The 24,335-nt window shown below is 73.5% G+C and carries 26 protein-coding genes and 2 pseudogenes; 18 read left to right on the top strand and 10 right to left on the bottom strand.

The genetic code is table 11. From position 1 onward, the window contains the following. The first annotated feature begins 212 nt into the window (after window positions 1-212). The 3 genes and pseudogenes from LMU33_RS30605 to LMU33_RS30595 all read left to right on the top strand — a co-directional run. Window positions 213-1,340 (top strand): alpha/beta hydrolase, encoded by a 1,128-nt coding sequence (locus tag LMU33_RS30605; protein WP_228623949.1) that lies wholly within the window; start codon window positions 213-215, stop codon window positions 1,338-1,340. A 333-nt stretch (window positions 1,341-1,673) separates the two neighbouring features. Beyond that, a pseudogene (locus LMU33_RS30600) lies at window positions 1,674-2,216 on the top strand (hypothetical protein); the annotation flags it as partial. Window positions 2,217-2,759: 543 nt separating this feature from the next. After that, window positions 2,760-3,488 (top strand): annotated as a pseudogene (locus LMU33_RS30595) (hypothetical protein); the annotation flags it as partial. A gap of 16 nt (window positions 3,489-3,504) precedes the next feature. Here the strand turns inward: LMU33_RS30595 and LMU33_RS30590 are convergent. Next, the gene (locus LMU33_RS30590; RefSeq protein WP_228623948.1) at window positions 3,505-3,918 is read right to left on the bottom strand and encodes a VOC family protein; all 414 of its coding nucleotides are present in this window, start codon (window positions 3,916-3,918) and stop codon (window positions 3,505-3,507) included. Between the two features lie 312 nt (window positions 3,919-4,230). After that, window positions 4,231-4,452, bottom strand: a complete 222-nt coding sequence (locus LMU33_RS30585) for a hypothetical protein (RefSeq protein ID WP_228624134.1) — start codon at window positions 4,450-4,452, stop codon at window positions 4,231-4,233. Between the two features lie 63 nt (window positions 4,453-4,515). On the opposite strand from LMU33_RS30585, the gene LMU33_RS30580 reads away from it, so the two are divergent. The 4 genes from LMU33_RS30580 to LMU33_RS30565 all read left to right on the top strand — a co-directional run bounded on the left by LMU33_RS30580 (window position 4,516) and on the right by LMU33_RS30565 (window position 8,253). Further along, a complete protein-coding gene (locus LMU33_RS30580) occupies window positions 4,516-5,025 on the top strand; it encodes a hypothetical protein (protein ID WP_308280824.1) in 510 nt (169 codons plus the stop codon). 118 nt (window positions 5,026-5,143) lie between these two features. Next, the gene (gene abc-f, locus LMU33_RS30575) at window positions 5,144-6,742 is read left to right on the top strand and encodes a ribosomal protection-like ABC-F family protein (RefSeq protein ID WP_228623946.1); all 1,599 of its coding nucleotides are present in this window, start codon (window positions 5,144-5,146) and stop codon (window positions 6,740-6,742) included. 357 nt (window positions 6,743-7,099) lie between these two features. Beyond that, window positions 7,100-7,321: a helix-turn-helix domain-containing protein gene (locus LMU33_RS30570; protein ID WP_004002281.1), complete on the top strand. Its 222-nt coding sequence runs from the start codon at window positions 7,100-7,102 to the stop codon at window positions 7,319-7,321. 128 nt (window positions 7,322-7,449) lie between these two features. Then, on the top strand, window positions 7,450-8,253 hold the full coding sequence (locus tag LMU33_RS30565; protein WP_228623943.1) for an enoyl-CoA hydratase/isomerase family protein: 804 nt from the start codon (window positions 7,450-7,452) through the stop codon (window positions 8,251-8,253). A gap of 38 nt (window positions 8,254-8,291) precedes the next feature. Here LMU33_RS30565 and LMU33_RS30560 read toward each other — a convergent pair whose 3' ends face one another. Then, window positions 8,292-9,014, bottom strand: coding sequence for a nucleopolyhedrovirus P10 family protein (locus tag LMU33_RS30560; RefSeq protein WP_228623942.1), 723 nt, complete (start codon window positions 9,012-9,014; stop codon window positions 8,292-8,294). Window positions 9,015-9,111: 97 nt separating this feature from the next. On the opposite strand from LMU33_RS30560, the gene LMU33_RS30555 reads away from it, so the two are divergent. From LMU33_RS30555 to amaP, 5 genes are read left to right on the top strand one after another with little or no spacing between them, the layout of a single operon-like run. Further along, window positions 9,112-9,582 carry an Asp23/Gls24 family envelope stress response protein gene (locus LMU33_RS30555; protein ID WP_228623940.1) on the top strand — a complete coding sequence of 157 codons (471 nt, stop codon included), beginning with the start codon at window positions 9,112-9,114 and terminating at the stop codon, window positions 9,580-9,582. A gap of 48 nt (window positions 9,583-9,630) precedes the next feature. Then, window positions 9,631-9,825 carry a hypothetical protein gene (locus tag LMU33_RS30550; protein ID WP_228623938.1) on the top strand — a complete coding sequence of 65 codons (195 nt, stop codon included), beginning with the start codon at window positions 9,631-9,633 and terminating at the stop codon, window positions 9,823-9,825. A gap of 6 nt (window positions 9,826-9,831) precedes the next feature. Beyond that, on the top strand, window positions 9,832-10,224 hold the full coding sequence (locus LMU33_RS30545) for an Asp23/Gls24 family envelope stress response protein (protein WP_228623936.1): 393 nt from the start codon (window positions 9,832-9,834) through the stop codon (window positions 10,222-10,224). Then, window positions 10,224-10,838: a DUF6286 domain-containing protein gene (locus LMU33_RS30540; RefSeq protein WP_228623934.1), complete on the top strand. Its 615-nt coding sequence runs from the start codon at window positions 10,224-10,226 to the stop codon at window positions 10,836-10,838. Before LMU33_RS30545 ends, LMU33_RS30540 begins: the two co-directional genes overlap by 1 nt. 5 nt (window positions 10,839-10,843) lie before the next feature. Continuing rightward, window positions 10,844-11,425 carry an alkaline shock response membrane anchor protein AmaP gene (amaP, locus tag LMU33_RS30535; RefSeq protein ID WP_228623932.1) on the top strand — a complete coding sequence of 194 codons (582 nt, stop codon included), beginning with the start codon at window positions 10,844-10,846 and terminating at the stop codon, window positions 11,423-11,425. Between the two features lie 16 nt (window positions 11,426-11,441). Here amaP and LMU33_RS30530 read toward each other — a convergent pair whose 3' ends face one another. From LMU33_RS30530 to LMU33_RS30505, 6 genes are all read right to left on the bottom strand, one after another. Next, window positions 11,442-12,197 carry an SDR family oxidoreductase gene (locus tag LMU33_RS30530; RefSeq protein ID WP_228623931.1) on the bottom strand — a complete coding sequence of 252 codons (756 nt, stop codon included), beginning with the start codon at window positions 12,195-12,197 and terminating at the stop codon, window positions 11,442-11,444. Window positions 12,198-12,202: 5 nt separating this feature from the next. Next, complete coding sequence (locus tag LMU33_RS30525; protein ID WP_228623930.1) at window positions 12,203-13,987, bottom strand: glycoside hydrolase family 15 protein; 1,785 nt, start codon at window positions 13,985-13,987, stop codon at window positions 12,203-12,205. Window positions 13,988-14,077: 90 nt separating this feature from the next. Beyond that, window positions 14,078-14,887, bottom strand: coding sequence for an SURF1 family cytochrome oxidase biogenesis protein (locus tag LMU33_RS30520; RefSeq protein WP_283844226.1), 810 nt, complete (start codon window positions 14,885-14,887; stop codon window positions 14,078-14,080). Window positions 14,888-14,921: 34 nt separating this feature from the next. Further along, window positions 14,922-15,155 (bottom strand): metallothionein, encoded by a 234-nt coding sequence (locus tag LMU33_RS30515; RefSeq protein WP_228623926.1) that lies wholly within the window; start codon window positions 15,153-15,155, stop codon window positions 14,922-14,924. Between the two features lie 112 nt (window positions 15,156-15,267). Continuing rightward, window positions 15,268-16,260 (bottom strand): DEDDh family exonuclease, encoded by a 993-nt coding sequence (locus tag LMU33_RS30510; RefSeq protein ID WP_228623924.1) that lies wholly within the window; start codon window positions 16,258-16,260, stop codon window positions 15,268-15,270. Between the two features lie 145 nt (window positions 16,261-16,405). Further along, window positions 16,406-17,065: a TetR/AcrR family transcriptional regulator gene (locus LMU33_RS30505; protein WP_228623922.1), complete on the bottom strand. Its 660-nt coding sequence runs from the start codon at window positions 17,063-17,065 to the stop codon at window positions 16,406-16,408. A 119-nt stretch (window positions 17,066-17,184) separates the two neighbouring features. Between LMU33_RS30505 and LMU33_RS30500 the strand changes: the two genes are divergently transcribed. The 6 genes from LMU33_RS30500 (at window position 17,185) to LMU33_RS30475 (ending at window position 23,313) form a co-directional block, all read left to right on the top strand. Beyond that, window positions 17,185-18,003 (top strand): acetoacetate decarboxylase family protein, encoded by an 819-nt coding sequence (locus LMU33_RS30500; protein WP_228623920.1) that lies wholly within the window; start codon window positions 17,185-17,187, stop codon window positions 18,001-18,003. Next, window positions 18,003-18,842 (top strand): SDR family NAD(P)-dependent oxidoreductase, encoded by an 840-nt coding sequence (locus LMU33_RS30495; protein WP_228623918.1) that lies wholly within the window; start codon window positions 18,003-18,005, stop codon window positions 18,840-18,842. Before LMU33_RS30500 ends, LMU33_RS30495 begins: the two co-directional genes overlap by 1 nt. Window positions 18,843-18,859: 17 nt before the next feature. Beyond that, the gene (locus LMU33_RS30490) at window positions 18,860-20,173 is read left to right on the top strand and encodes an amidohydrolase family protein (protein WP_228623917.1); all 1,314 of its coding nucleotides are present in this window, start codon (window positions 18,860-18,862) and stop codon (window positions 20,171-20,173) included. Then, window positions 20,170-21,399, top strand: a complete 1,230-nt coding sequence (locus LMU33_RS30485) for an amidohydrolase family protein (protein ID WP_228623915.1) — start codon at window positions 20,170-20,172, stop codon at window positions 21,397-21,399. Before LMU33_RS30490 ends, LMU33_RS30485 begins: the two co-directional genes overlap by 4 nt. A 39-nt stretch (window positions 21,400-21,438) precedes the next feature. Then, complete coding sequence (locus tag LMU33_RS30480) at window positions 21,439-22,149, top strand: VIT1/CCC1 transporter family protein (protein WP_228623913.1); 711 nt, start codon at window positions 21,439-21,441, stop codon at window positions 22,147-22,149. 114 nt (window positions 22,150-22,263) lie between these two features. Then, window positions 22,264-23,313, top strand: a complete 1,050-nt coding sequence (locus tag LMU33_RS30475; RefSeq protein WP_228623911.1) for a zinc-dependent alcohol dehydrogenase family protein — start codon at window positions 22,264-22,266, stop codon at window positions 23,311-23,313. Window positions 23,314-23,317: 4 nt separating this feature from the next. On the opposite strand, the gene LMU33_RS30470 is transcribed toward LMU33_RS30475, so the two are convergent. Then, complete coding sequence (locus tag LMU33_RS30470; RefSeq protein WP_228623909.1) at window positions 23,318-24,328, bottom strand: CopD family protein; 1,011 nt, start codon at window positions 24,326-24,328, stop codon at window positions 23,318-23,320. Between the last annotated feature and the right edge of the window lie 7 nt (window positions 24,329-24,335).

Below are 24,335 nucleotides of genomic sequence, written 5' to 3'. Positions count from 1 at the left end.
TGCCCGTCAGCGCTCGTTTCCAGCCCCTTGCCGGTCGGTTCCGGCAGCTCTGCTCCCTGCTGAGGCCGGTCGTTGCGATCGGCCGCAACCGCAACCGCACTCGCCCACGCCGCACATGTCCGGCGGTGCCCAATCCACCAGCACCCCGACGTTCCCCGTCCGGCCCCACATCTCCGCTGGCCGGTCACGGCAACCCCCACGACACTGGACCCGTGCGCACCGTCAAAGCGACCGCCCTCACCACGGCCATAGCCGCCGGCGTGGCAATGGCGTCCGTCGCCGCCGGCCGGATCGCCAGCGACGCCGCACTGAAGGCGCCCGCGGGCCGCCCGCTGCCCACCGAACCCCGCCTCACCGTGCACGGCACCGCCGCCGGCCAGATCACCCTCACCCGCGACCTGGCCTCGCTGCGCCCCGGCACCTACGGCCTCTCCGGCGACGGCTCCCACGCGGTCGTCGGCCCCGTCCTGGACGCGGCCCCGCACGAGGCCGACACCGTCGTACGCCGCCTGGAACGCGTCACCCACGGCACCCTCTCCTCCGGCGACGCGGTGTGGCTCACCCCGAACCTGTACGTCGGCAACCCCGGCACCGCCCTCGGCCTCGACCACGCCGACATCGACGTGCCCGGCGAACTCGGCGAGCTGCCCGCCTGGTTCGTGCCCGCGGCCCGGGACACCTGGGTGATCGCCGTGCACGGCCTCGGCACCACCCGGGAACAGGCCATGAACCTCATGGCCCCGCTGCACGCCCGCCGGGTGCCGGTCCTCGCGCTCGCCTACCGGGGCGACCTCGGCGCCCCGCGCCCGCCGGACGGCCTCAGCCGCCTCGGCGAAACCGAGTGGCGCGACCTGGACGCGGCGATCCGCTACGCCGTCCGCTACGGCGCCCGCCGGGTCGTCCTGCTCGGCTGGTCCACCGGCGCCACCATGGCCCTGCGCGCCGCCGAGCACTCCGCGGTGCGCGAGCGCATCGCCGGGCTGGTCCTCGACTCGCCGGTGCTCAGCTGGGAGGCCACGCTGCGCGCCCTCGCCCGGGCCCGCCGCACCCCGCCGCCGCTGCTGCCGCTCGCGGTGCGCGCCGCCCAGGGCCGGACCGGCCTGTACGCCGACCGGGTCCCCGAGATCACCGACCCCGACCTGCTCACCGTACCGACCCTGATCTTCCACGGGCCCGACGACCAGGTGGCCCCCTGGGAGTTCTCCCGCCGGCTCGCCCGCCGCCGCCCGGATCTGGTCGCCCTGCACACCGTCCCGCGGGCCCCGCACGGGGCGATGTGGAACGCCGACCCGAAGGAGTACGAGGAGCGGCTGCGCCGCTTCATGACCCCGCTGGTGTGAGTACGCCCCCGCCGGCCCTCCGGCGGGCGCCGGGAGGCCCGGTGCCCGGCATTCCGTTTAAGGCCGTACGACTGGCCTGATCACCACTCCCGGCCCCTCCCGGCCCCCGTGCCTTGGCCAGCCCCGTCGCCCGCCGTGACATTCCGTTTGGGTTTTCGGACCGTCAACCGGAAGACTGCACCCGTGACGTCCCGTATCCCGCGCGACTCCAGGCTTCGACTCGTCCGACCGCGACCCCTGGCCGCCGCCCCCAGAGCTGTGAACCAGCGGCGCCCGCGCCGCGCCGCACCCCGGCCGCCGGAGGGCACCCCCGCCCCCGCGGAACTGGCCGGAATGGCTCGCATCGGGCTGGCCGGCCCGGTGCGCGTGGCTCGCTGGGCCGACGCCGCACTCGGCCCCGGCAGCGACGGCGCCACCGCCGACGGCAAAGCCACCCTCTCCGACGCCACGGCCCGACGCGCCGCCGTCGACCTGGGCCTGAGCGTCGCTCAGATCCGCGCCGACTGGGACACCGCACGCCTCGCCGGACTCGTCGAGGTGCACGGCGACAGCGCGTGCCCCGGCTGGCGGCTGCGCGCCTGGGACCGCGACGACAGCGCCGTACTGCGCGGCTGGGTCGCCCTCTTCGACGCCTGGTCGCTCGCCTCCCCGGAACCCGAGTCGCACGAGCCGGCCGCCGTCGCCGAGGTCGTCTCGGCCATGCCCCAGGTGCTCTCCTTCCTCCAGCTGTCCGCCGGGCCCGTCCCGGTCGAGCAGCTGCTCGACCTGCTCCAGCAGCGGGTCACCGAACTGCGCACCGAACGCTGCGAGGTCCCCTACGAGCCCGGCACGCAGCGGCCCACCGCCGCCCCTGGCACCCAGCAGCCTGCCGCCCCCGGCGCTCAGCGGCCCGCCGCGCCTGGGGCTCACGGGTCTGCCGAGCCGGGCACGCAGCGGCCCACCGCCCCTGGCGCCCAGGGGCCCGGTGAGCCTGGCGCTCAGCGGCCTGCCGACTCCGGCACGCAGCGGTCTGCCGACCTTGGGGCTCAGCGGTCCGCCGTCCCCGGCGCTCAGCGGTCTGGCGAGCCGGGCGCTCAGCGGTCCGCCGCCCTCGGCGCCCAGGGGCCCGGTGAGCCCGGCGCTCAGCGGTCCGCCGCGCCTGGGGCTCACGGGTCTGCCGAGCCGGGCACGCAGCGGCCCGGCGAGTCCGGCATGCAGCGGTCCGCCGAGCCCGGCGCCCAGCGGTCCGCCACCGCACCCGCCGTGCACCGGCCCGCCGAGCCCGCGCTCGCGCGGCCGGCCGTGCCGGCGGCCCGGCAGTCGTCCGAGTCCGGGTCCGCTCAGCCGGGCCTGCCGTCCGAGGCAGGGCGTGTCCGTCCGGCGGCCGGCTCCCTGAGCCCGGTGGAACTCGTGATCGCCGCCCCGGAACACCCCGTGCCCAGCGGCGACACCCCGCTCGAACCGCTCCTCGACTGGGCGTTGCGGGCCCTCGCCTCCGTCGGCGCGCTGACCTACGGCGACGGCCAGGCCACGCTCACCCCGCTGGGCAGCTGGGCGGTGTGGGTCAAGCTGGAGCAGATCTGTGTGGCCGCGCAGAGCCCGGCCGGCAACATCGAGCAGTCCGCCGAGGACATGCTCCGCGGCTGCGCCCAGCTCCGCCCCAACGCCGCCCGCGCCGAATACCGCGCCTGGCTCGCCGCCCGCACCGTCGGCGACGCCGTCACCGAGCTGATCCACGCCGCGCGCGGCGAGGACGCCCTGCTGCGCGGCCTGGCCTTCGAGGCGCTGCGCGTCGTCGGCGCCCCCGCCGAGCCGGACGTGCACGCCGTCCTGGACGAGCCGGCCCTGCGGCCCTACGCCCTGCTGTGGCTCGCCGAGCACGACGGGATCGACCCGGAGGACGCCCACGAGGTCCTCACCAGGGAGGAGGCGACCTGGCTCTGGGTGGACACCGCCGCCGCCGTCGCCGACCACGGCGAGTCGCCGATGCTGGTCCGGCACCTGGAGTCCGCGGTGCAGCCCACCGTCCCCCAGCTGCTCGACGAGGTCCGCGCCGTCGGGCACCCGCGCACCGTGCAGGTCCTGGTCGCGCTAGCCGCCGCGCATCCCGACCCGGCCCTGGCCAAGGCCGTGCGCCGGGCCGCCTTCCAGGTGCACACCGGAGGATGAGCGGGGCGGGGGCCGCTCAGGCGCCGATCTCCGGGGCGTACGTCCCGAAGCTCCAGATGTTGCCCTCGGCGTCCCGGGCCATGTAGTCCCGCGAGCCGTAGTCCTGGTCGGTCGGGGGCATGAGGATCTCCACGCCGTGCTCCAGGGCCCGCTGGTGGTGGGCGTCCACATCGTCCACGACGACGTACACCCCGGCGGGCCCGGCGTCCTTCATCGCCGTGTCGAAGAGGCCGCCGCGACCCTTGGAGCCGATCATCACCGCGCCGTTGCCCTGGACCAGCTCGGCGTGCATCACCTTGCCGTCCTCCGTCTCGTACACCGAAAGCTCGGTGAAGCCGAGGGCCTCCGTGAGCTGCTTGATCGCCGCCTGCGCGTCCGTGTACAGCAGCGTGGGGTAAAGACTCGGCCGTCCGCCGCCCGTGCCTGCCATGGCGATCACTCCTTCGTGCGTCGGTTCCGTGGCGTCCCGTTCAGTCTTGCAGCCGCCACCGACAACGCCTCCGCGCAACGGGTCGCGCTGCTTCATGACGCCGGTCCGGCAGCCCCGTCGGCCCACCGCTGCCGCCGCCCCGCTCCCGGCGACCCCCCGAACGGGCGACTCCCCGCCCTCACCCGCCCCGCCATCCCACCCCGGCCGACCCCCGTGACTACGCTCTGCGCCTGATCCGAGGCCGAGGACAGCGAAGGGGGAAGGGTGGCAGCCGCCCCGTGCGAACCAGGGCTCGCCGTCTCAGAGGAGCCGTCACCTGCGGTCCACCTCGGCACCGGCGCCCCGCCCCACCGCGACCCCCGTCACCCACCGCGTCATGCAGCGCGCCCGATGGTCCGCGCCCAGCACAGCACCCGTCACCACGGCCGGACCGCACGCGCCCTGCGGATCCTCGGTGGCGTCCTCCTCGCCCTCGGCCTCCTCGGTGTCGCCCACCACATGCGCCCCGTCCCCTACGAAGACCGTCTCGTCCACGCCGCGCGAGGGGAGCGGCGGCCGGGCACCGGAACCTGGGCACTGCGCGCGCGGGGCGCCGGCGTGACCGCCTACGACACCCGTACCGGCGCCCTGCGCTGGCGGTACTCGCGCGTGGGGCATCGGGCCGTCGACGTACTGACCACGCGCGCGGAGGTGATCGCGCTGTGGGAGGACGGGCTGCTGACCGACACCGACGGGCGCTCGGTGCGCTGGCACCGGGCCCTGCCCGACGCGGCCGAGTGGCTCCCCGCGCAGGGCGGCACCGGAGTGCTGCGCCCCCTGGGACGCGGCATGCTCGCGGCCGTCACCCCGCACCGCGTGACCGCGTACCGCATCGCCGACGGCGACCTGCGCTGGGTACTGCCCGCGAGCGACGGCTGCGCGTTCCGGCCCGAGGCCGCCGTACGGCGCGGTGCGGCCCTGCTGGTCGCCCAGCCGTGCGCGCAAGGGCCCTGGACGGAGCAGCTCGTGGCCCTCGACGACCTCGGCCGGATCGTCCCGGGCCGCACGCCGCTCGGCAACGATCTTCCGCGACGATCTCCGCGGCACCGATCGAACGCGCGGACGTAGAAAACCGCTTGCACCCCCCCGTTAGACTTCTCCCCATGGCCATTCTCCTCGCGCATTAGACGGCGGGAACGTCCTCAGCCGCCCACCCGCCAATCCCTGTACGCCCTGGAGTCTGTCCGTGATCTCCGCCTCCGGTATCGAGCTGCGCGCCGGTGCGCGCATCCTCATCGAGAACGCCACCTTCCGTGTCGCCAAGGGCGACCGCATCGGCCTCGTCGGCCGCAACGGCGCAGGCAAGACCACCCTCACCAAGTGCCTCGCGGGCGAGGGCATCCCGGCCGCGGGCCAGATCACCCGCTCCGGCGAGGTCGGCTACCTCCCGCAGGACCCCCGCACCGGCGACCTGGACGTCCTCGCCCGCGACCGGGTCCTGTCCGCGCGCGGCCTCGACGTACTGATCCGCAAGATGCGCGAGAACGAGGAGCGCATCGCCAACGGCAAGGGCTCCACCCGCGAGAAGGCCCTCAAGCAGTACGAGCGCCAGGAGACGGAGTTCCTCACCAAGGGCGGGTACGCCGCCGAGGCCGAGGCCGCCACGATCGCCGCCGCGCTGAACCTCCCCGACCGCGTCCTCGGCCAGCCGCTGCACACCCTCTCCGGCGGCCAGCGCCGCCGTATCGAGCTGGCCCGGATCCTGTTCTCGGACGCGGACACCCTGCTCCTCGACGAGCCCACCAACCACCTCGACGCCGACTCGATCATCTGGCTGCGCGACTACCTGAGGACCTACCGCGGCGGATTCATCGTGATCTCCCACGACGTCGATCTCGTCGACACCGTGGTCAACAAGGTGTTCTACCTGGACGCCAACCGGTCCACGATCGACATCTACAACATGGGCTGGAAGCTCTACCAGCAGCAGCGCGAGGCCGACGAGAAGCGCCGCAAGCGGGAGCGGGCCAACGCCGAGAAGAAGGCCGCCGCCCTCAACGCCCAGGCCGACAAGATGCGCGCCAAGGCCACCAAGACGGTCGCCGCGCAGAACATGGCCCGCCGCGCCGAGAAGCTGCTCTCCGGCCTCGACGAGGTCCGGATGTCCGACAAGGTCGCCAAGCTGCGCTTCCCGGAGCCCGCGCCCTGCGGCAAGACCCCGCTGATGGCCGAGGGCCTGTCGAAGTCGTACGGCTCCCTGGAGATCTTCACCGACGTCGACCTGGCCATCGACAAGGGCTCCCGAGTCGTCATCCTCGGCCTCAACGGCGCCGGCAAGACGACCCTGCTGCGCCTGCTCGGCGGGGTCGAGAAGCCCGACACCGGCCAGGTCGTCCCCGGTCACGGCCTCAAGCTCGGCTACTACGCCCAGGAGCACGAGACCCTCGACCCGGACCGCACGGTGCTTGAGAACATGCGCTCGGCCGCCCCCGACATGGACCTGGTCGAGGTCCGCAAGGTGCTGGGCTCGTTCCTCTTCTCCGGCGACGACGTGGACAAGCCGGCCGGCGTCCTCTCCGGCGGTGAGAAGACCCGGCTCGCCCTGGCGACCCTGGTCGTCTCCTCGGCGAACGTGCTGCTCCTCGACGAGCCCACCAACAACCTCGACCCCGCCAGCCGCGAGGAGATCCTCGGCGCCCTGCGCACCTACAAGGGCGCGGTCGTCCTCGTCACGCACGACGAGGGCGCCGTAGAGGCGCTCCAGCCGGAGCGGATCATCCTGCTGCCGGACGGCGTCGAGGACCTGTGGGGCTCCGACTACGCGGATCTCGTCGCCCTCGCGTGATCGAAAGCGTGATCCATGCCTGACCGAGGCCTGATCCACAGCGTATGGATCATTCGGCTCATCGGTGATCCATCATCTGTGTGAGATCTCCTCGTATCGAGGTGTGTCGTACACGGAATTCCCGGCCGATCCCTTGCGTGCCAAGGGATCGGCCGTCGCGCGTCCCTGACCTGGCACTTCACGAATCCACCCGTTCGGCCCCCCGGACACCACCCCCTGGAATTCTGGATTCCGCTTGTGGGGATCCACTCCTGTCGTCACAACGATGTCTCACGGACCTTGCCGAATGGGTGGCCATCGGGCCCGAGAGGGGTGATCATGAGGAGACCAGAGCGCACTTCCCATGAGGAGGCACGGGTGGCCGAGACTCTGAAGAAGGGCAGCCGGGTGACCGGCGCCGCGCGCGACAAGCTCGCGGCAGACCTGAAGAAGAAGTACGACTCCGGTGCGAGCATCCGGGCGCTGGCCGAGGAGACCGGCCGCTCGTATGGCTTCGTACACCGGATGCTCAGTGAGTCGGGCGTCACGCTTCGTGGGCGTGGCGGAGCGACCCGGGGCAAGAAGGCCGCATCGTCCTGACTCCGGGCGGCCCATCGGCTTCGATGGTGGCCACCCGGTCGGCGGTCTGACCGGCCGGGTGGTTACTGTGCAGTCACTTAAGCGTGCCCACGGCATGCCCGGCTGACCGCACCCATCGGAGGCGCCCCATGGCTTCGCCCGACCAGGACCTCGCTCCTGTACTCGACAAGGACGGCGTACGGCTCACCGTCGACGACGCGCTCGCCACGGTGACGCTGACCAATCCGGCCAAGCGCAATGCGCAGAGCCCCGCCCTGTGGCGCGCGCTCACCGAGGCCGGCCGGCTGCTGCCGGGCTCCGTCCGTGTCGTCGTGCTGCGCGGCGAGGGCAGGTCCTTCTCCGCCGGGCTGGACCGGCAGATGTTCACCCCGGAGGGGATCCCGGGCGAGCCCAACTTCATCGAACTCGCGCGCCGTGACGACGCGGGGCTCGATGCGAGCATCGCCGAGTTCCAGGAGGCGTTCACCTGGTGGCGGCGCAACGACGTCGTGTCCATCGCCGCCGTCCAGGGGCACGCCATCGGCGCGGGCTTCCAGCTGGCGCTCGCGTGCGATCTTCGGGTCGTCGCGGACGACGTGCAGTTCGCCATGCGTGAGACCAGCCTCGGCCTCGTTCCCGACCTGACCGGCACACATCCGCTGGTCGGTCTCGTCGGGTACGCCCGCGCGCTCGAGATCTGCGCGACCGGGCGGTTCGTCGGCGCCGAGGAGTCGGTGGCGTCCGGCCTGGCCAACGTTGCCGTACCGGCCTCCGAACTCGACGCCGCGGTACGGGACTTGGCCGCCGCGCTGCTGGCTGCGCCGCGGGACGCCGTGGTCGAGACCAAGGCGTTGCTGCGCGGTGCGCCGGACCGTGACTACGAAGCCCAGCGCGTGGCCGAGCGTGCCGCCCAGGCACGCCGACTCCGGGATCTGGCCGGCCTCGGCGAATGAGCCCCGCGCCGGTAGGGCGCCCTGCGCGAGCAGGCCGTTCAGCCGACCGCCGTCACCAGCACGGCCACCGTCGGCCGGTCCTCCAGCGCGTCCCGTACGGCCGTACGGACCTGCCGAGCCACGTCAACGGCTCGGCGGTCCGCGCCGGTCGTCAGCTCCACGCGCGCGTGCCGGTGCGGCAGTGCCGTACCGGCCGGGCGTTCCTCCAGGTGGACCCCCCGGCCGAGACCGCCGAGGAAACCCGTAAGCCCGGTCACCCCGGGGACGGACAGCACGGCCTCGGTCACCCGGATCTCGTCCGGGTCCGTGGGCTGCCGCGCGGGTACCGGTCGCGGCCCGCGCACCTCCGGGACGGGCCCCTCCGCCTCCAGCAGGTCGGTGATCCGCAGGTCCACCTCCGTCACGGCGAGCCCGAGCCGCTCCGCCGCGGCCGTCGCCAGGGTCAGCCGTAGCCTGGACGCCACCGCCGGCAGCGGTTCGGCGGCCGTCACGGCGAAGTCCGCCGTCAGCCGCAGCGGCCCCGGCGGCAGCGCGCTCGGCGGAGCCGGTACGACGGGCTCGGGCGCCTCTTCCGGATCGGCGAGCGCGAGCCGCAGCACGCCGAGCCGCACCCCGGGCAGCCCGTCCGCCGCCGCGCGTCGCAGAACCCCCGCAGCCGCGCCCTCCGCGATCCAGACGCCGTCGCGTGGCCCGCCGAGCGGCAGCAGCCTGCCCAGCCCGACCTGGCGCCTGACTACCTGTGTCCACCGGTCCGCCGTCATTCCTCCAGCCTGCCGTATCACCGGCGCGCTTCCGGGGAACCTTGCTTACGGTGGGCAGAGGACGATCCAGGGGGATGACCGAAAGGGACGTACGGCGATGACCGACATGACGACGACCCCCGAGGGCGACCAGGAGCCGCAGGTCTCGACCCGCAAGGCGACACGGCGCGGCGGCGGCGATCCCGCGACCCGTGGACGGACGACCATCGCCGATGGCGTCGTGGAGAAGATCGCCGCTCTCGCGGCCCGGGACGTGGTCGGCGTCCATGCCCTGGGCAGCGGCCTGGCCCGCACCTTCGGCGCCGTACGCGACCGGGTGCCCGGCGGCTCCAAGTCGGTCACCCGGGGCGTGAAGGCCGAGGTGGGCGAGGTGCAGACGGCGCTCGACCTGGAGATCGTCGTGGACTACGGCGTCTCGATCGGCGATGTCGCCCGCGACGTGCGGGAGAACGTGATCGCCGCCGTGGAACGCATGGCCGGACTCGAGGTGGTCGAGGTCAACATCGCGGTCAGCGACGTCAAGCTGCCCGAGGAAGAGGAAGAGGAACCGGAGCCCCGGATCCAGTGAGACCCGGGCCCCGACCCTGCACGCCTGACGAGAGCTGAGGAGCGCTCCATGAGCATGGCCGTGGTCGGCATGATTGCCGGTATGGCGCTGGGCTTCGCCGGGTACTTCGGCGGCTTCGGTGCCTTTCTGCTGGTGGCGGCCCTGGGCGCGGTCGGGTTCGTCGTCGGCCGGTTCGCGGAGGGCGACCTGGATGCGGGTGAGTTCTTGCGCACCCGCGGCGCCCGGCGCGAACGGCGGCGGTGACCGGAGGTGAGTGCCGAGACCGGCGCGGCGCGCCCGCCGTCGGCCCTCGTGCCGCCGGGCGAACGCGGCGCCACCCGGATCGCCGACCGGGTGGTGGCGAAGATCGCCGCGCAGGCCGCCCGCGAGGCGCTGCCGCCGCCGCCCGCCGAGGCGGCCGCCCCGCACGCCACGGTCGTCGTCCTCGCCCGCTCCCGGCCCCGCTCGAACGGGGGGACCGCCGTCGCGGCGGCCCGCGTCCGTGTGCACCTCGAGCTCGGCTACCCCTGCGACATCGGCGCCCACTGCGCCGCCGTGCGTCGACATGTCGCCGAGCGGGTAGGCGCGTTGGTGGACATGGCGGTGTCCGAGGTCGCCGTCCAGGTCGAACGGCTGCACCCGGCACCGCACCGGAGGGCGTGATGAGCGAACCGCAGTCGACCACCCCCACCCTCGACAAGGAACCCGGCACCACCCCGCCCGCCCCCGCCACGGGCAGCGGCCGCTTCTGGTCCGCGCGCCGCGTCCCGGCAGCCGTCGTCGCGGCCCTGCTGCTGGCCGGCGCCGGCCTGCTGCTGTACGACATCGCCGCCGTACGCGCCCATCACCCCGCGATGCACTGGCGCCGCGCACTCGCCCGGCAACTGGCCGAACGGCCCCTGGACGACACCTGGGTGCTGACCGGCGCGGCCGTCGCCGCCGCACTCGGCTTGTGGCTGATCACCCTCTCGGTCACACCCGGCCTGCGCGGACTGCTGCCCATGCGGCGCCCGCGCCCCGATGTGCGCGCCGCACTCCGGCGCGACGCGGCGGCGCTCCTGCTCCGGGACCGGGCCATCGACGTGTCCGGCGTCCGGTCGGTCCGGGTGCGGATCCGCCACAAGAAGGCCGACGTCCGCGCCGTGTCCCACTTCCGTGACCTGGACGAGGTACGCACCGACCTGGACACCGCGCTCACGGACGCGATCCGGGGCCTCGGCCTGGCCCGGCCGCCCACGCTGTCGCTGCGTGTGTCCCGGCCCGGACGGAAGGGGTGAGGACGATGCGCACCGGCGGCCTCAACCGCGTCCTGCTGGCCCTCGCCGGCCTGCTCCTGCTCGCGCTCGGCGGCGCGGTGCTGGCCGTCGGCCTGGGGGCGCCGCCGCCCTCCTGGTGGATCCACACCGGCCCGCACGACGTGCTGCTGACCAAGGCCGAACGCACCCGCTGGCGCGGCGCGGGCTGGTGGTGGCCGGCGGTCGTCGCCGCCCTCGCCGTCGTCGTCCTGCTCAGCCTGTGGTGGCTCACGGCGGTCCTGCGCCGCCGCCGGCTGGCCGAGATCCTGATCGACACCGGCGACGACGAGTCCGCCCTCCTGCGCGCCAGGGCCCTGGAATCGGCCCTGGCCCAGGACGCCGTACGGCAGGAGGGCGTGGCTCACGCGGAGATCCTCCTGCGGGGCCGCCGTACGACGCCCACGGCAAGGGTGTGGCTCCGGCTGGAGCCGCACGTGGACCCGGCGACGGCCCTGACCGGGTTTACGGCGCAGGCCCTGGCCCACGCGCGTGAGTCGGCGGGCCTGCCGTCCCTGCCGGCGGAAGTGCGGCTGGGCTCGGTCAAGCACCGCGCGGAGAGGGTCACTTGACCGCGAACGGCGAGGTTCAGAACCCGTGCCTCATGCCCCCGTCCACGGGCAACATGACACCGCTGAGATAGGACGCGGCCGGAGAGAGCAGGAACGCCGCGACCTTCCCGAACTCCTCCGGCGTGCCGTACCTGCGCAGCGGAATACGGGACTCGTTCGCTGCCCGGGTGGCCTCGGGATCGGCGGACAGCGCGTCCAGCTCCCGCACCCGATCGGTGTCGATGCGCGACGGCAGCAGGCCCAGTACCCGGATCCCGCGCGGTCCCAGCTCGTCGGCGAGGGACTTGGCGAACCCGGCGAGCCCCGGCCGCAGCCCGTTGGAGATGGTCAGCCCCGGAATCGGCTCGTGCACCGAGGCGGACAGCACGAATCCGATCACCCCGCCCGGCTCCAGCTCGGCAGCCGCCGCGCGAGCGAGCCGCACCGCACCGAGGAAGACCGACTCGAAGGCGTCGCGCCACTGTTCGTCGGAGTTGTCCGCGACGAACCCCGGCGCCGGCCCGCCCACGCTCACCAGCACGCCGTGGAACGCGCCGAAAGTGTCATGGGCGGCCGCGATCAGCCGCTCCGGCGCCTCGGGGTCGGCGTTGTGCACGGCCACGCCCACCGCGTTCGGGCCCAGTTCGGCGGCGGCGTCGGCCACCCGCTTCTCGTCCCGCCCGCTGATCACGACCTTCGCCCCGTCGGCGACGAGTTCCCGCGCGGCGGCGTTGCCGAGTCCGCGGGTCGCCCCGGTGACGACGTACACCCGGTCCTTCAGTCCAAGATCCATGGCCCCTATCCTGCCTGGTCGTCCCCGAACAGCGTGAGGGCGGTGTTCACCAGCGCGATGTGGCTGAAGGCCTGCGGGAAGTTGCCCAGGTGGCGGCCGTCGAGGGGGTCGTACTCCTCGGCCAGCAGTCCCACGTCGTTGACCAGGCCCACCAGCCGGTCGAACAGCTCCCGCGCCTCGTCCTTGCGGCCGGTCAGATGGAGCGCGTCGGCCAGCCAGAACGAGCAGGCCAGGAAGGCGCCCTCGCCGCCCGGCAGCCCGTCGACCACCGAGTCCTCGGTGTCGTACCGGCGCAGGAATCCGCCGTGCCCGAGGTCGTCGCGGACCGCGTCGACCGTGCCGACCACCCGCGGGTCGTCGGGCGGCAGGAAGCCGACGCGGGGGATGAGCAGAAGTGCGGCGTCGAGTTCGCGGGAGCCGTAGTACTGGGTGAAGGTGTTGCGCTCGGGGTCGAAGCCCTTCTCGCACACCTCCTGGTGGACCTCGTCGCGGAATCTGCGCCAGCCCTCCAGGTCGCCCTTGAGGTCCTTGTACTGCTCCAGCGTCTTCACGGCCCGGTCGGCGGCCACCCACACCATCACCTTGGAGTGGACGAACTGCTTCCGGCCGCCGCGCACCTCCCACAGGCCCTCGTCCGGCTGCCGCCACGCCGACTCCAGGAACTGCATCAGGGCGCGCTGCATCGCCCACATGTGCGGCCGCGGGGGCAGGCCGGAGCTGCGGGCCAGCGCGAGGGAGTCCATCACCTCGCCGTACACGTCGAGCTGGAGCTGTTCGACGGCTCCGTTGCCGATGCGTACGGGGGCGGAGTCGGCGAAGCCGGGCAGCCAGGACAGCTCCGTCTCCGGCAGCCGCCGCTCGCCCCCGACTCCGTACATGATCTGCAGGTCGGCCGGGTTGCCCGCGACCGCGCGCAGCAGCCAGTCGCGCCAGGCCGAGGCCTCGTCGTGGTAGCCGGCGTTGAGCAGTGCGCCGAGGGTGAGGGTGGAGTCGCGCAGCCAGCAGTACCGGTAGTCCCAGTTGCGCACCCCGCCCGGCTTCTCCGGCAGCGAGGTGGTCGCCGCGGCCACGATCCCGCCGGTCGGGATGTAGGTGAGGGCCTTGAGGGTGATCAGGGAGCGGACGACCACGTCCCGGTGGGGGCCGTGGTAACAGCACTGCCGGGCCCAGCCCTGCCAGTCGGCGACGCTGCACTCCAGGCCTTCGAAGGGGTCGTTGAGCGGCGGGCGCCGCTCATGCGAGGGGTGCCAGGTGAGCACGAACGCGACCCGCTCGCCCTCGGCGACGGTGAACTCCGAGTGGGTGCCGAAGTCCTCGCCCCAGGTGTGCACGGCCGGCTCGGAGCGCAGCCAGACCGAGTCCGGGCCCGCGACGGCCACCCGGTGCCCGTCCGCGCGGCGCACCCACGGCATGATCGAGCCGTAGTCGAAGCGCAGGCGCAGGGTGCTGCGGACGGTGACCCGGCCGCTGATGCCTTCGACGATGCGTACGACGTCGGGGGCGCGGTCGCGCTGCGGCATCAGGTCGGTGACCCGGACCGTGCCGTCCGGGGTCTCCCACTCGGTGTCGAGGACGAGGGTGTCTTGCCGGTAGGCGCGGCGCGTGCAGGTGTCCGCTCCCTCGGGGGCGATCCGCCAGTAGCCGTGGTCCTCGTCGCCCAGCAGCCGCGCGAAGCAGGCGCCGGAGTCGAAGCGGGGCAGGCACAGCCAGTCGATCGAGCCGTTCTTTCCGACCAGCGCGGCGGTCTGCTCGTCACCGATGAGTGCGTAGTCCTCGATGCGCGCGTTCACGGGATCCGGTTTCCCGGCGGGCCGGAGGGCCAATCAGGTGATGCGCCGGGGGAGTGACGTGTCCCCCGTGGTGCTTTTGGGTGTGCCCGGTCACACCGTGGCCGGAACGCTCTCCTCCGGCTTCGCCTCCGCCGCGGCCTCCTCCCGGTCGCGGATCTCCCGGCGGACCAGGAACCACCAGCCGACCGGGACGCCCGCGGCGAACAGCCACCACTGGATCATGTACGCGTAGTTCAGCGGGGCGTCCTCGCTGCCGGGGTCGGAGATCTGCTCCGGGCCGTCCTTGGGCGTGGGCGCCGTCTGCTCGACATAGCCGCCGAGCACCCGCGCGCCGAGCCGGTGCGCCTCCTCCGCGCTGTTGATCAGCATGATCTGCCGGTCGGGGAGGCCCTTGACGTTCTTGATGCCGCTCGCCGCGGTCGTCTCGTCGGCCATCAGCCGCCCGGTGATCGTGGTCCGGCCGGACGGCGGGGCGGGGATCTTAGGGAAGGCGGTCTGGGCGCCGTCCGCGGGGATCCAGCCGCGGTTGACGAGGAGGATCCTGCCGTCCGTGAGGACGAGCGGGGTGAGCACGTGGAAGCCGACCTCGCCATCGGAGTTGGTCCGGCGCCGGACCACGACCTCCCTGGCGGTGTCGAAGGTGCCGGTCGCGGTGACCGTGCGGTACTTCTCGGTGCGGGTCACGGCGTGCCCGGGGGAGGACAGCCGCTCGACCGGGACCGGCTTGGCGTGCAGTGCCGAGGAGACCAGCTCGTTGCGTGCGGTGCGCTCCTCGTACCGGTGCTTCTGCCAGAAGCCCAGCCTGATCATCGTCGGGATCAGTGCGATCGCGACGAGGGTGAGGATGACCCACTGGCGGGACAACAGGAAGCGGTAGCGGTGCACCCCACGACGGTACATCCGGGCCGTGGGGTGCATTCGGGCGGGTACCGGGTCACACCCGGTCGACGATTCCCACCTTCCCCTCGGCGCGGGCGCAGTGGGCGCCGCAGTAGAACCGGCCGTCGGCCTCCACGCCCTGGCCGATGATCTGCACCCGGCAGTGCTCGCAGATGGGGGCCATCCGGTGGATCGCACAGGAGAAGCAGTCGAAGACGTGCACCGCGCCCTGTGCGTGGACCTCGAAGGACATTCCGTAGTCATTGCCGCAAACTTCGCATTTCGCCATGCGCCACAGGGTGATCCGTCACCGAGGCGTGGGCGAGCGGCCGCTGGGTGAGTCGTCCGGCAACCACCCGTTCGTACGATTACCTGTCGGTTCGGCGCTGCCTTCCGTGCCGCTATCCGTCGGCGGGCTCGACATCCCGCAGCAGCTGTCCGAACGCGGCCTCGTCGACGATCGGTGTACCGAACTGCCGCGCCTTGACCACCTTGGACGTGCCCGAGTCGGGGTCGTTGGTCACCAGCAGGCTGGTCAGCCGGGAGATGCTGGACGCCACGTGCAGACCGGCCTCGGTGGCCCGGTCCTCCAGCAGATCGCGCTCGACGGAGGTGTCCCCGGAGAACGCCACCCGCATGCCCTGTTTGAGGCGTTTGCCGTCTTCATAGCGGCCCGGGTTGGGATGGGGGCATGCGGGCCTCTTGCGGGAGGGGCGCCAACTGTTCGGCCGGTAACCGCCGTAGCCGCCGAGTCCGCCGGTCGACTGCCGGGGCACCGCACGGTCCGACCACTCCGTCAGCGGCCGGCACTCCAGCAGCGGCAGCCGCACGCCGCCGGCCGCCGCGGCCCGCAGGCTCGGCCGGAACGCCTCCGCCAGCACACGCGCGTCGTCCAGCGCGTGGTGCGCCCGCTGCTGCACGACGCCGTAGTGCGCCGCCAGCGACTCCAGCTTGAAGTTGGGCAGCGGCAGCCCCAGCTCCTTCGACAGCGCGATGGTGCACAGCCGCTGACGCACCGGCGCCTCGCGCTCCGCGCGCGCGTACTCCCGCGCGATCATCTGCCAGTCGAAGACGGCGTTGTGCGCGACCAGCACCCGGCCGTCCAGCCGGGCCGCGAACTCCTCGGCGATGTCCGCGAAGAGCGGCGCCCCTTCGAGCACCTCGCTCGTCAGACCGTGTATCCACACCGGTCCCGGATCGCGCTCCGGGTTGACCAGCGTGTACCAGTGGTCCTCGACCTCGCCGCGCTCGTCCAGCCGGTAGACCGCCGCCGAGATGATGCGGTCGTCCCGGGCCAGGCCGGTGGTCTCCACGTCAACGACCGCGTATCCCTTCGGATACGCGGCCGGCCACTGGGTGGGGGAGGACACTGCGGTCGCACGGTCTTCGAGCATGGTCACTGAGGATACGGGCCGCGACTGACACCGCTGACCTTCAGGTGCCGGTCCCGCCCGCGGACACCGTCCGGGTGCGCGGCTGCCGCACACGCGTGCGTGTTCTGTCCACTCCGCCACGCGTGCGTGCCCGTGCCTGTGCCGCTCAGCCGGCCGAGTCCGATGGGCGGGTGGGCAGGGCCGGTGCCAACAGCGACCGCACCAGCGCTCGTACGGCCGTCACGAACAGCCGCTCGGTGTCCACCGGCCGGGCCAGCGCACGCGCCAGCGCCGGGTCGTCCCCGGCGGCCTCGGCGCTCCACAGCTCCTCCTCGCCGGGGCACTGCACGGGGGCCCGCTCCCGGTTGCGCTCCACCAGCACATGGCCGACGACCTGGAACTGCACGGCCCGCACGAACTCGGCCGCCCGCGCGCCGCGCAGCCCGGCCGCGTGCGCCTCGCGCACCAGGACGCGCTGTGCGGGCAGGAACATCCGCTCGGTCAGCCCCCGCTCGTGCACCAGCGCCACCAGATGGGGATGGTCGTGCAGTTGCCGGCGCAGGTCGCGGGCGACGCCGGCCACGCGTTGCTCGGGCGTGCGCCCCGAAGGCCGGATCTCGCCGAGCTCGGCCACGGTCCGCTCCACGAGCGCGTCGAGCAGGGCCTCACGGCCGCCGACATGCCAGTAGATCGACGTCACTGCGGTGCCCAGCTCGGCGGCCAGCCTGCGCATGGTGAGGGCGTTTGGACCGTACCGCTTCACCAGGCCCGCGGCGGCGTCCAGCACCGCTTCCCGGGTCAGCGCACTCCTCGTCCCGCCGGCCATGATCCCCCCAACTCCCGTCCGTACGCGTGTCTTTACCCCGCACGAGGTCTGCTGTAACTGTGTTACAGGTGACGGTCCGTCAGGATCGCGGCTCCGTCAGAAGAAGGGCGGTACGGCCGATGGAACACGCACGCGTACGGTACGGCGCACGGACCGAGCGGGAGATCGCCGCGACGCGCACCGCGAGCGCGCGGCTTCCCGGCATCTGGTCCACCGGTGTGGTGGCCGTCTGGGAGACCGACCCGGACGCGGTCGCCGCGGTCCTGCCCCCGCCCCTGAAACCCACCGGCAGTCCGCTCGTCCGGGTGAACATCAGCAAGGTCGGCCTGCCCGGATACCCGCTCGGCGCCGGCTCCCTCGCGGTCGCCGCCGTGCACGGCACGGTCGGGGGCTGGTACCCGCTGGTCATGCCGATGACCCACGAGCGCGCCCTCACCGGCGGGCGCGAGGTCTTCGGCGAGCCCAAGAAGCTCGGCGAGGTGACCGTCGAGCGCGACGGCGCGCGCGTGCACGCGTCGATGAGCCGGCACGGCATCGCGTTCGTCGAGGTCCGCGGCATGGTCGGCGCCGAACTGCCGCTGCCCGGGCCGAGCCGCAGGACCGACTTCTACTTCAAGTTCCTTCCCGCCGTGGACGGCTCCGGCTTCGACACCGACCCGGTGCTGGTCCACTGCGTGCGCAACGAGCGGGTGCGCCGGCTGGAGCGGGTGGCCGGGGAGGTCGTCCTGCGCGAGTCGGCGTACGACCCCGTGGCCGACCTGCCGGTGCTGCGCCTGCGCGAGATCACCGTCGGCGAGAAGACCAGCGACCAGCGCGGCCGGGTCGTCGAACGGGTCGACGCCCAGGCCCTGTTGCCGTACGTCCACCAGCGCTACGACGACCCGCTGCAGATCCTCGACGGACCGCCGCAGTCCGCATCGCCCGAGGGGAGCGTGTGATGGACCTCAGGGCCGGACAGGTTGCCGTCGTCACCGGCGCGGCGAGCGGGATCGGGCTTGCGATGGCCCGGCGGTTCGCCGCCGAGGGCCTGAAAGTGGTCCTCGCCGACGTCGAGGAGGCCGCCCTGGACAAGGCCGCGGCCGGCCTGCGCGCCGAGGGCGCCGACGTGCACGCGCGCGTGGTCGACGTGGGCGAGCGCGCCCAGCTCATGGAACTGGCCGACGCGGCGTACGACACCTACGGCGCCGTGCACGTCCTGTGCAACAACGCGGGCGTCGGCTCGGGCGCCGAGGGCCGGATGTGGGAGCACGACCCGAACGACTGGCGGTGGGCCTTCGCCGTCAATGTGTGGGGTGTCTTCCATGGTGTCCAGGCGTTCGTGCCCAGGATGATCAAGTCGGGTCAACCCGGTCATGTGGTCAATACGTCCTCCGGCGACGGCGGTATCGCACCCCTCCCGACCGCCTCCGTGTACGCGCACCTGAGGGCCGAGCACGCGCGCGTGGGCGCATCGGTGCTCTTCCCGGGCCCCCACATGCTGCGCACCGGCCTGTGGGAGTCGCACCGCAACCGCCCCGCCCGCTACGCCAAACGGAGCCCGCGCAAGACGCCGTACCGCAGCCTCGACCAGTGGGAGGCGGCGATGCGCGCGGCCGGCCAGGAGGTCCGTTTCACGCCCGTGGAGGAGGTCGCCGCCCTCGTCGCGGACGGCATCCGCGCCGACCGCTTCTGGCTGCTGCCGGCGAGCGAGCACAGCGACGCGCAGATCCGCGCCCGGGCCCGGTCGATGCTGGACCGGGCGAACCCGTCGTACCTCGAAAGCTTCGTCCTGGACTGAACCGAGAGGAGGCCCTGGTGAGCGCATACGACGACCCGTACCTGATCATCTCCTCCGACTGCCACGCCGGACTGCCCACCGAGGAGTACCGGCCCTATCTGGAGTCCCGTTTCCACCGGGACTTCGACGCGTTCCTCGCGGGCCGGGGCCGGCGCCGCGAGGAGATGACCCGGCTCGGCATCCGCAACGAGGCCTTCGCCGACGAGTGGTTCCGGGCCAACGAGGAAGGCCTGCGCGGCGGCTGGGACACCGCACAGCGCCTCAAGGAGCTCGACGGGGACGGTGTGGCCGCCGAGGTGGTCTTCCCGGACGCCGACGCCGTCGACAGCCGCACCGCCGCCCCCTTCGGCGTGGGCCTCGGCCTGAGCGGCGACCAGGACCCGGAGCTGGGCATGGCGGGCGCCCGCGCGCACAACCGCTGGCTCGCGGACTTCGTCTCCGAACACCCCGAACGGCACTGCGGAGTCGCCCTGCTGCCGGTCACGGCCCCCGTCGAGCAGGTCGTCGCCGAGATCCACCGGGCCCGGGAGTCCGGCCTCGGCGCCCTGATGATCCCGGCCATGTGGGCGGACAAGGAGCCGTACCACGACCGCCGTTACGACCCCGTGTGGGCGGCCGCCGCCGAGTACGGCATGCCCGTGCTCACCCACTCCGGCGCCGCCCCGCGCGAGGAGTACGGCGACCATCTCGGCATCTATGTGAGCGAGGTGACCTGGTGGCCGGCCCGGCCGCTGTGGTTCCTGCTCTGGTCCGGCGTCTTCGAACGCCACCCCGGCCTGCGCTTCGGTGTCGCCGAGTCCGGCTGCTGGTGGCTGCCGAACCTGCTGTGGTTCATGGACCGCCTCTACCTCGGCGCGCACGGCGGCAAGAAGCTCTCCCCGTTCGAGGAGCTGAAGCGCCCGCCGCACGAGTACCTGGACCGGCAGGTGTTCGTCTGCGCCACCAACACCAAGCGGCGCGAGCTGGCCCAGCGCTACGAGATCGGCGTCGACAACATCCTCTGGGGCAGCGACTTCCCGCACCCCGAGGGCACCTGGCCCGACACACGCGCGTGGCTGCGCCGTACCTTCCACGACATCCCGGTCACCGAGACGCGCCGGATGCTCGGCCTCGCCGCGGCCGAGGTCTTCGGCTTCGACGTGGACAAGCTCGCCCCCCTGGCCCGCCGCATCGGGCCGACCCCCGCCGACCTCGGCCAGCCGGCCGGCCAGGCGGCCGTCGAGGCGTCCTGGGCGCGCTCGCGCCGGACGGGCCGGCACTGGCTGACCGAACACGACTTCCCGGTGCTGGGGACCGACCCCGGCTTTCGCGCAGGGGGAGCGCCCGCATGAGCGACGACCGGTACACCGTCATCTCCGCCGACTGCCACGCCGGCGCCGACCTGCTGGACTACAGGTCCTACCTGGAGAAGCGGTACCACGACGACTTCGACGTCTGGGCCGCCACCTACGTCAACCCCTACGAGGACCTGCTCGCCGACTCCGCCGACCGCAACTGGAACTCCGAGCGGCGCCTCGCGGAGCTGGAGGCGGACGGGATCGTGGCGGAGGTGATCTTCCCGAACACCATCCCGCCGTTCTTCCCGTCGGGCTCCCTGATGGCCCCGCCGCCCGGCGCCGAGGACTTCGAGCGACGCTGGGCGGGCCTGCGCGCCCACAACCGCTGGCTCGCCGACTTCTGCGCCGCCGCGCCGGGCCGCCGGGCGGGTGTCTTCCAGATCCTGCTCGGCGACGTCGAGGAGGCCGTCAAGGAGATCCGGTGGGCCGCCTCGGCGGGCCTGAAGGGCGGCCTGATGCTGCCCGGCACTCCGCCCGGCTCGGGGCTGCCCGAGCTGTACTCGCGGACGTACGACCCGATCTGGGCCACCTGCGCGGAACTCGGCGTCCCGGTCAACCACCACGCCGGCTCGGCCTCCCCGCCGCTCGGCGAGGAACCGGCCGCACGCGCGGTGTTCATGGTGGAGACGACCTGGTTCTCCCACCGCGCCCTGTGGCACCTGGTCTTCGGCGGTGCCTTCCGCCGGCACCCCGAGCTGAAACTCGTCCTGACCGAACAGGGCTCGGGCTGGATCCCCGGGGTGCTCGGCATGCTGGACTACTACCACGGCCGCCTGGTCTCTGCGGCCGCGAAGGCCGGGTCCGCCGAGGCCAGGTTCGGCGCCGGTCTGGCCGACGGCATGGGCGCCGCCCCCTCGCAGGTGTGGCGGGACAACTGCTTCGTCGGCGCCAGCTTCATGCGCCCGCACGAGGTGCCGCTGCGGGACCGCATCGGCGTCGACAAGATCATGTGGGGCAGCGACTACCCGCACGACGAGGGCACCCATCCCTACACCCGCGAGGCCCTGCGCGTCGCCTACGCGGGCGTGCCGCGCGAGGAGGTCGCGGCCATGCTCGGCGGCAACGCCGCCCGCGTCTACGGCTTCGACCTCGCCCTCCTCGACCCCCTCGCGGCGAAGGCGGGCCCCACGGTGACGGAGGTCGCCGAGCCCCTGACGCAGCCACCGGCGGACGCGACCAGCCCGGTGTTCGCCCGGGGGGCCTCACTGCGGGTGTGGTGAGGTGGAGGTGGCAGCCCCGGGAGTGCGATCCTCCCTGCTGTGACGGAACCCACCCACGAAGAGGCCCACGGGGGCGCGCTCGGCTCGCGGCTGAACTGGCTGCGGGCCGCCGTGCTCGGCGCGAACGACGGCATCGTCTCCACCGCGGGCATCGTCGTCGGCGTGGCCGGTGCGACCCAGAGCCGGTCCGCCCTGCTCACCGCCGGACTGGCCGGCCTGCTCGCCGGGTCGATGTCCATGGCCGCCGGCGAGTACGTCTCCGTCTCCACCCAGCGCGACTCCGAGATGGCCGCGCTGGCCGTGGAGAAACGGGAACTGCGCGAGCAGCCGGAGGCCGAGCTGCGGGAGCTGACCACGCTGCTGGAGGAACGCGGACTGTCCCACCAGGTGGCCCGGGAGGCCGCCGAGCAGCTCACCGCGCGGGACCCGCTCAAGGCCCACGCGCGCGTGGAGCTCGGTATCGACCCGGAGGACCTCACCAACCCCTGGCACGCGGCCTGGGCGAGCTTCCTCGCCTTCACGGTGGGCGCGCTGCTGCCGCTGCTGGCCATCGTCCTGCCCCCGGCCGGCTGGCGGCTGGGTGTGACGGTCGTCTCCGTCCTGGCCGCGCTCGTCCTCACCGGCTGGAAGAGCGCCCGGCTCGGCGCGGCCGACCCGAAACGCGCGGTGCTGCGCAACGTGGTGGGCGGGGCGCTCGCGATGGGGGTCACCTACGCGGCGGGCAGCCTGCTGGGCGCGGCGGGCGTCTGACGCGCGGGCCGGGCACCCTGGGCGCACAGGCCGGGCCGGTGACGGCGTACCGTGAGGTGCGCTCGACCACCCCCTGAGCGCCCCGCACCGACCCGCACGAGAAGGACCCTCGCCATGCGCGCCACCACCATCCACGCCCCGTTCGACATGCGTGTGGAGGAAGTCCCCGAGCCCGTGGTGCAGCTGCCCACCGACGCCGTGGTGCGGGTGCTGCGGGCCTGCATCTGCGGCAGCGACCTGTGGGCGTACCGGGGCGAGGCGGCCCGGCAGCCGGGGCAGCGCATCGGACACGAGTTCCTCGGGATCGTGGAGGAGACCGGCTCCGAGGTGAGCACCGTCCGGCGCGGTGACCTGGTGGTTGCGCCGTTCATGTGGTCCGACGGCGTCTGCGACTACTGCCGCGAGGGCCTGACGACGTCCTGCGAGCACGGCGGTTTCTGGGGCTCCGTCGGCTACGACGGCGGCCAGGGCGAGGCCGTGCGCGTGCCGTTCGCCGACGGCACCCTCGTCCAGCTGCCCAAGGACGCGGCCTCCGACGACCACCTGCTGTCCGCCCTGCTGACCCTCTCCGACGTCCTCGGCACCGGCCACCACGCCGCCCTCGGCGCGGGCGCCCGCCCCGGCGCCACGGTCGCCGTCGTCGGCGACGGCGCGGTCGGCCTGTGCGCGGTGCTGGCCGCCAAGCGGCTGGGCGCCGAGCGGATCATCGCGCTCGGCCGGCACGAGGCCCGTACCGACATCGCGCGCCGCTTCGGGGCCACCGACGTCGTCGCCGTGCGCGGGGACGCGGCCGTGGAGGCCGTCCGTGAGCTCACCCGCGGCCAGGGCGCGCACGCCGTGGTGGAGGCCGTCGGCACCGAGCAGTCCATGCGGACGGCCGTCAACATCACCCGCGACGGTGGCGCGATCGGTTTCGTGGGCGTGCCGCACGGCAGCGGCACCGGCCTCGACCTCGGCGTCATGTTCGACCGGAACATCGCGCTGCGCGGCGGCGTCGCCCCGGTCCGCGCCTACATCCCGGACCTGCTCCCCGACGTGCTCGACGGCACGATCGACCCCTCGCCGGTGTTCGACATGACGGTGGACATCCAGGGCGTGCCGGAGGGCTACAAGGCGATGGACGAGCGCATCGCCCTCAAGGTCCTGGTCACCAACGACCGGTGACGAGTCAGGTCCAGCGGATCGGCAGCGGCAGCGCCGTGAGCAGGCCCGAGACCGCGACGACCGCGCCCAGGGCGATCACCTCGGCCCGCGCGGGCGCGCACGCGGTCAGCGGGTCGGCGGCACGGCGCAGCCGGATCCGCGCCCACAGGGCGAGCAGCACGACGGCGGCGACCAGGATCACCTTGGCCAGCAGGGTGCGTCCGTACGCCGTCGTCGTCAGCTGGTTCAGGACCGTGGCCGGCGGCATGCGGCGCAGCGAACTGCACACGCCCGTGGTGGTGACGGCGGCGAGCAGGCCGGCCGCCACGCGCGCGTAACGGCCGAGCAGCGCGGCCCCGGCCGGATCGCCGCGCCACAGCCCGACCAGCCGCAGGGCGTGCAGCAGACCGCCGGTCCACAGCGCCGCGCACGTCAGGTGCACCAGCGTCAGGCCCGAGCCGGTCAGCGGACTCTGCTCGGTCGCGGGGTGGGCGCGCAGCGCCTCCGCGACCACCACCGCGGCCAGCGGCCACACCTGGGCCGCCGGACGGCGCAGGAACGCGCACAGGACCGCCAGCAGAAAGGCGTTGACCTCCAGCAGGGCCAGCCGGCCGTCGCGGGAGCCGTACAGGCCGCCGACGTCGATCTGGCCGAGACCGTGCGGGACCAGATTGCCCGCGGACACCACCGAGGCGAGCGCCAGCGCGGCGACGAAACCGGCGGCGGTGGCCAACGGCGCCCAGCTGCGGGGCCGTTCGGGCGGGACACCGGGCAGACGCCGGGCGAGCCGGTGCACGAACAGCTCGCCTAGGGGCACGCTCAGGCCGGCGAACAGCACGGCGCGCAGCAGCCCGATGCCGCCGACCCCCGGCGCGGCGGCCTCCCCGGTGCCGTGCAGCGCCGCCGACGGCCCGAGTAGCGGGATCAGGGCGCCCAGCGCCACCAGGGCCAGCAGGGCGACGGCCCGGCCGGTGCCGGACCGCCGGGCGGGGCCCTCCTCGCCGGTCGCCTCGGCGGTCGGTCGTGTCGAGCTCACCCTGTGA

The sequence above is a fragment of the Streptomyces barringtoniae genome (genome assembly GCF_020819595.1).
GTDB classification, from domain to species: Bacteria; Actinomycetota; Actinomycetes; order Streptomycetales; family Streptomycetaceae; genus Streptomyces; species Streptomyces barringtoniae.
Note: the sequence above shows the minus strand (reverse complement) of the source record. Positions and strands in the feature narration are given on the sequence as shown.

Excerpts from the sequence above, each read along its gene's own strand:
- LMU33_RS30590 (WP_228623948.1), bottom strand. The coding sequence starts at position 3,918 with ATGGCAGGCACGGGCGGCGGACGGCCGAGTCTTTACCCCACGCTGCTG.
- LMU33_RS30565 (WP_228623943.1), top strand. The coding sequence starts at position 7,450 with ATGGCTTCGCCCGACCAGGACCTCGCTCCTGTACTCGACAAGGACGGC.
- LMU33_RS30560 (WP_228623942.1), bottom strand. The coding sequence starts at position 9,014 with ATGACGGCGGACCGGTGGACACAGGTAGTCAGGCGCCAGGTCGGGCTG.
- LMU33_RS30555 (WP_228623940.1), top strand. The coding sequence starts at position 9,112 with ATGACCGACATGACGACGACCCCCGAGGGCGACCAGGAGCCGCAGGTC.
- LMU33_RS30550 (WP_228623938.1), top strand. The coding sequence starts at position 9,631 with ATGAGCATGGCCGTGGTCGGCATGATTGCCGGTATGGCGCTGGGCTTC.
- LMU33_RS30540 (WP_228623934.1), top strand. The coding sequence starts at position 10,224 with ATGAGCGAACCGCAGTCGACCACCCCCACCCTCGACAAGGAACCCGGC.
- amaP (WP_228623932.1), top strand. The coding sequence starts at position 10,844 with ATGCGCACCGGCGGCCTCAACCGCGTCCTGCTGGCCCTCGCCGGCCTG.
- LMU33_RS30530 (WP_228623931.1), bottom strand. The coding sequence starts at position 12,197 with ATGGATCTTGGACTGAAGGACCGGGTGTACGTCGTCACCGGGGCGACC.
- LMU33_RS30520 (WP_283844226.1), bottom strand. The coding sequence starts at position 14,887 with ATGTACCGTCGTGGGGTGCACCGCTACCGCTTCCTGTTGTCCCGCCAG.
- LMU33_RS30515 (WP_228623926.1), bottom strand. The coding sequence starts at position 15,155 with ATGGCGAAATGCGAAGTTTGCGGCAATGACTACGGAATGTCCTTCGAG.
- LMU33_RS30510 (WP_228623924.1), bottom strand. The coding sequence starts at position 16,260 with ATGCTCGAAGACCGTGCGACCGCAGTGTCCTCCCCCACCCAGTGGCCG.
- LMU33_RS30505 (WP_228623922.1), bottom strand. The coding sequence starts at position 17,065 with ATGGCCGGCGGGACGAGGAGTGCGCTGACCCGGGAAGCGGTGCTGGAC.
- LMU33_RS30500 (WP_228623920.1), top strand. The coding sequence starts at position 17,185 with ATGGAACACGCACGCGTACGGTACGGCGCACGGACCGAGCGGGAGATC.
- LMU33_RS30495 (WP_228623918.1), top strand. The coding sequence starts at position 18,003 with ATGGACCTCAGGGCCGGACAGGTTGCCGTCGTCACCGGCGCGGCGAGC.
- LMU33_RS30485 (WP_228623915.1), top strand. The coding sequence starts at position 20,170 with ATGAGCGACGACCGGTACACCGTCATCTCCGCCGACTGCCACGCCGGC.
- LMU33_RS30475 (WP_228623911.1), top strand. The coding sequence starts at position 22,264 with ATGCGCGCCACCACCATCCACGCCCCGTTCGACATGCGTGTGGAGGAA.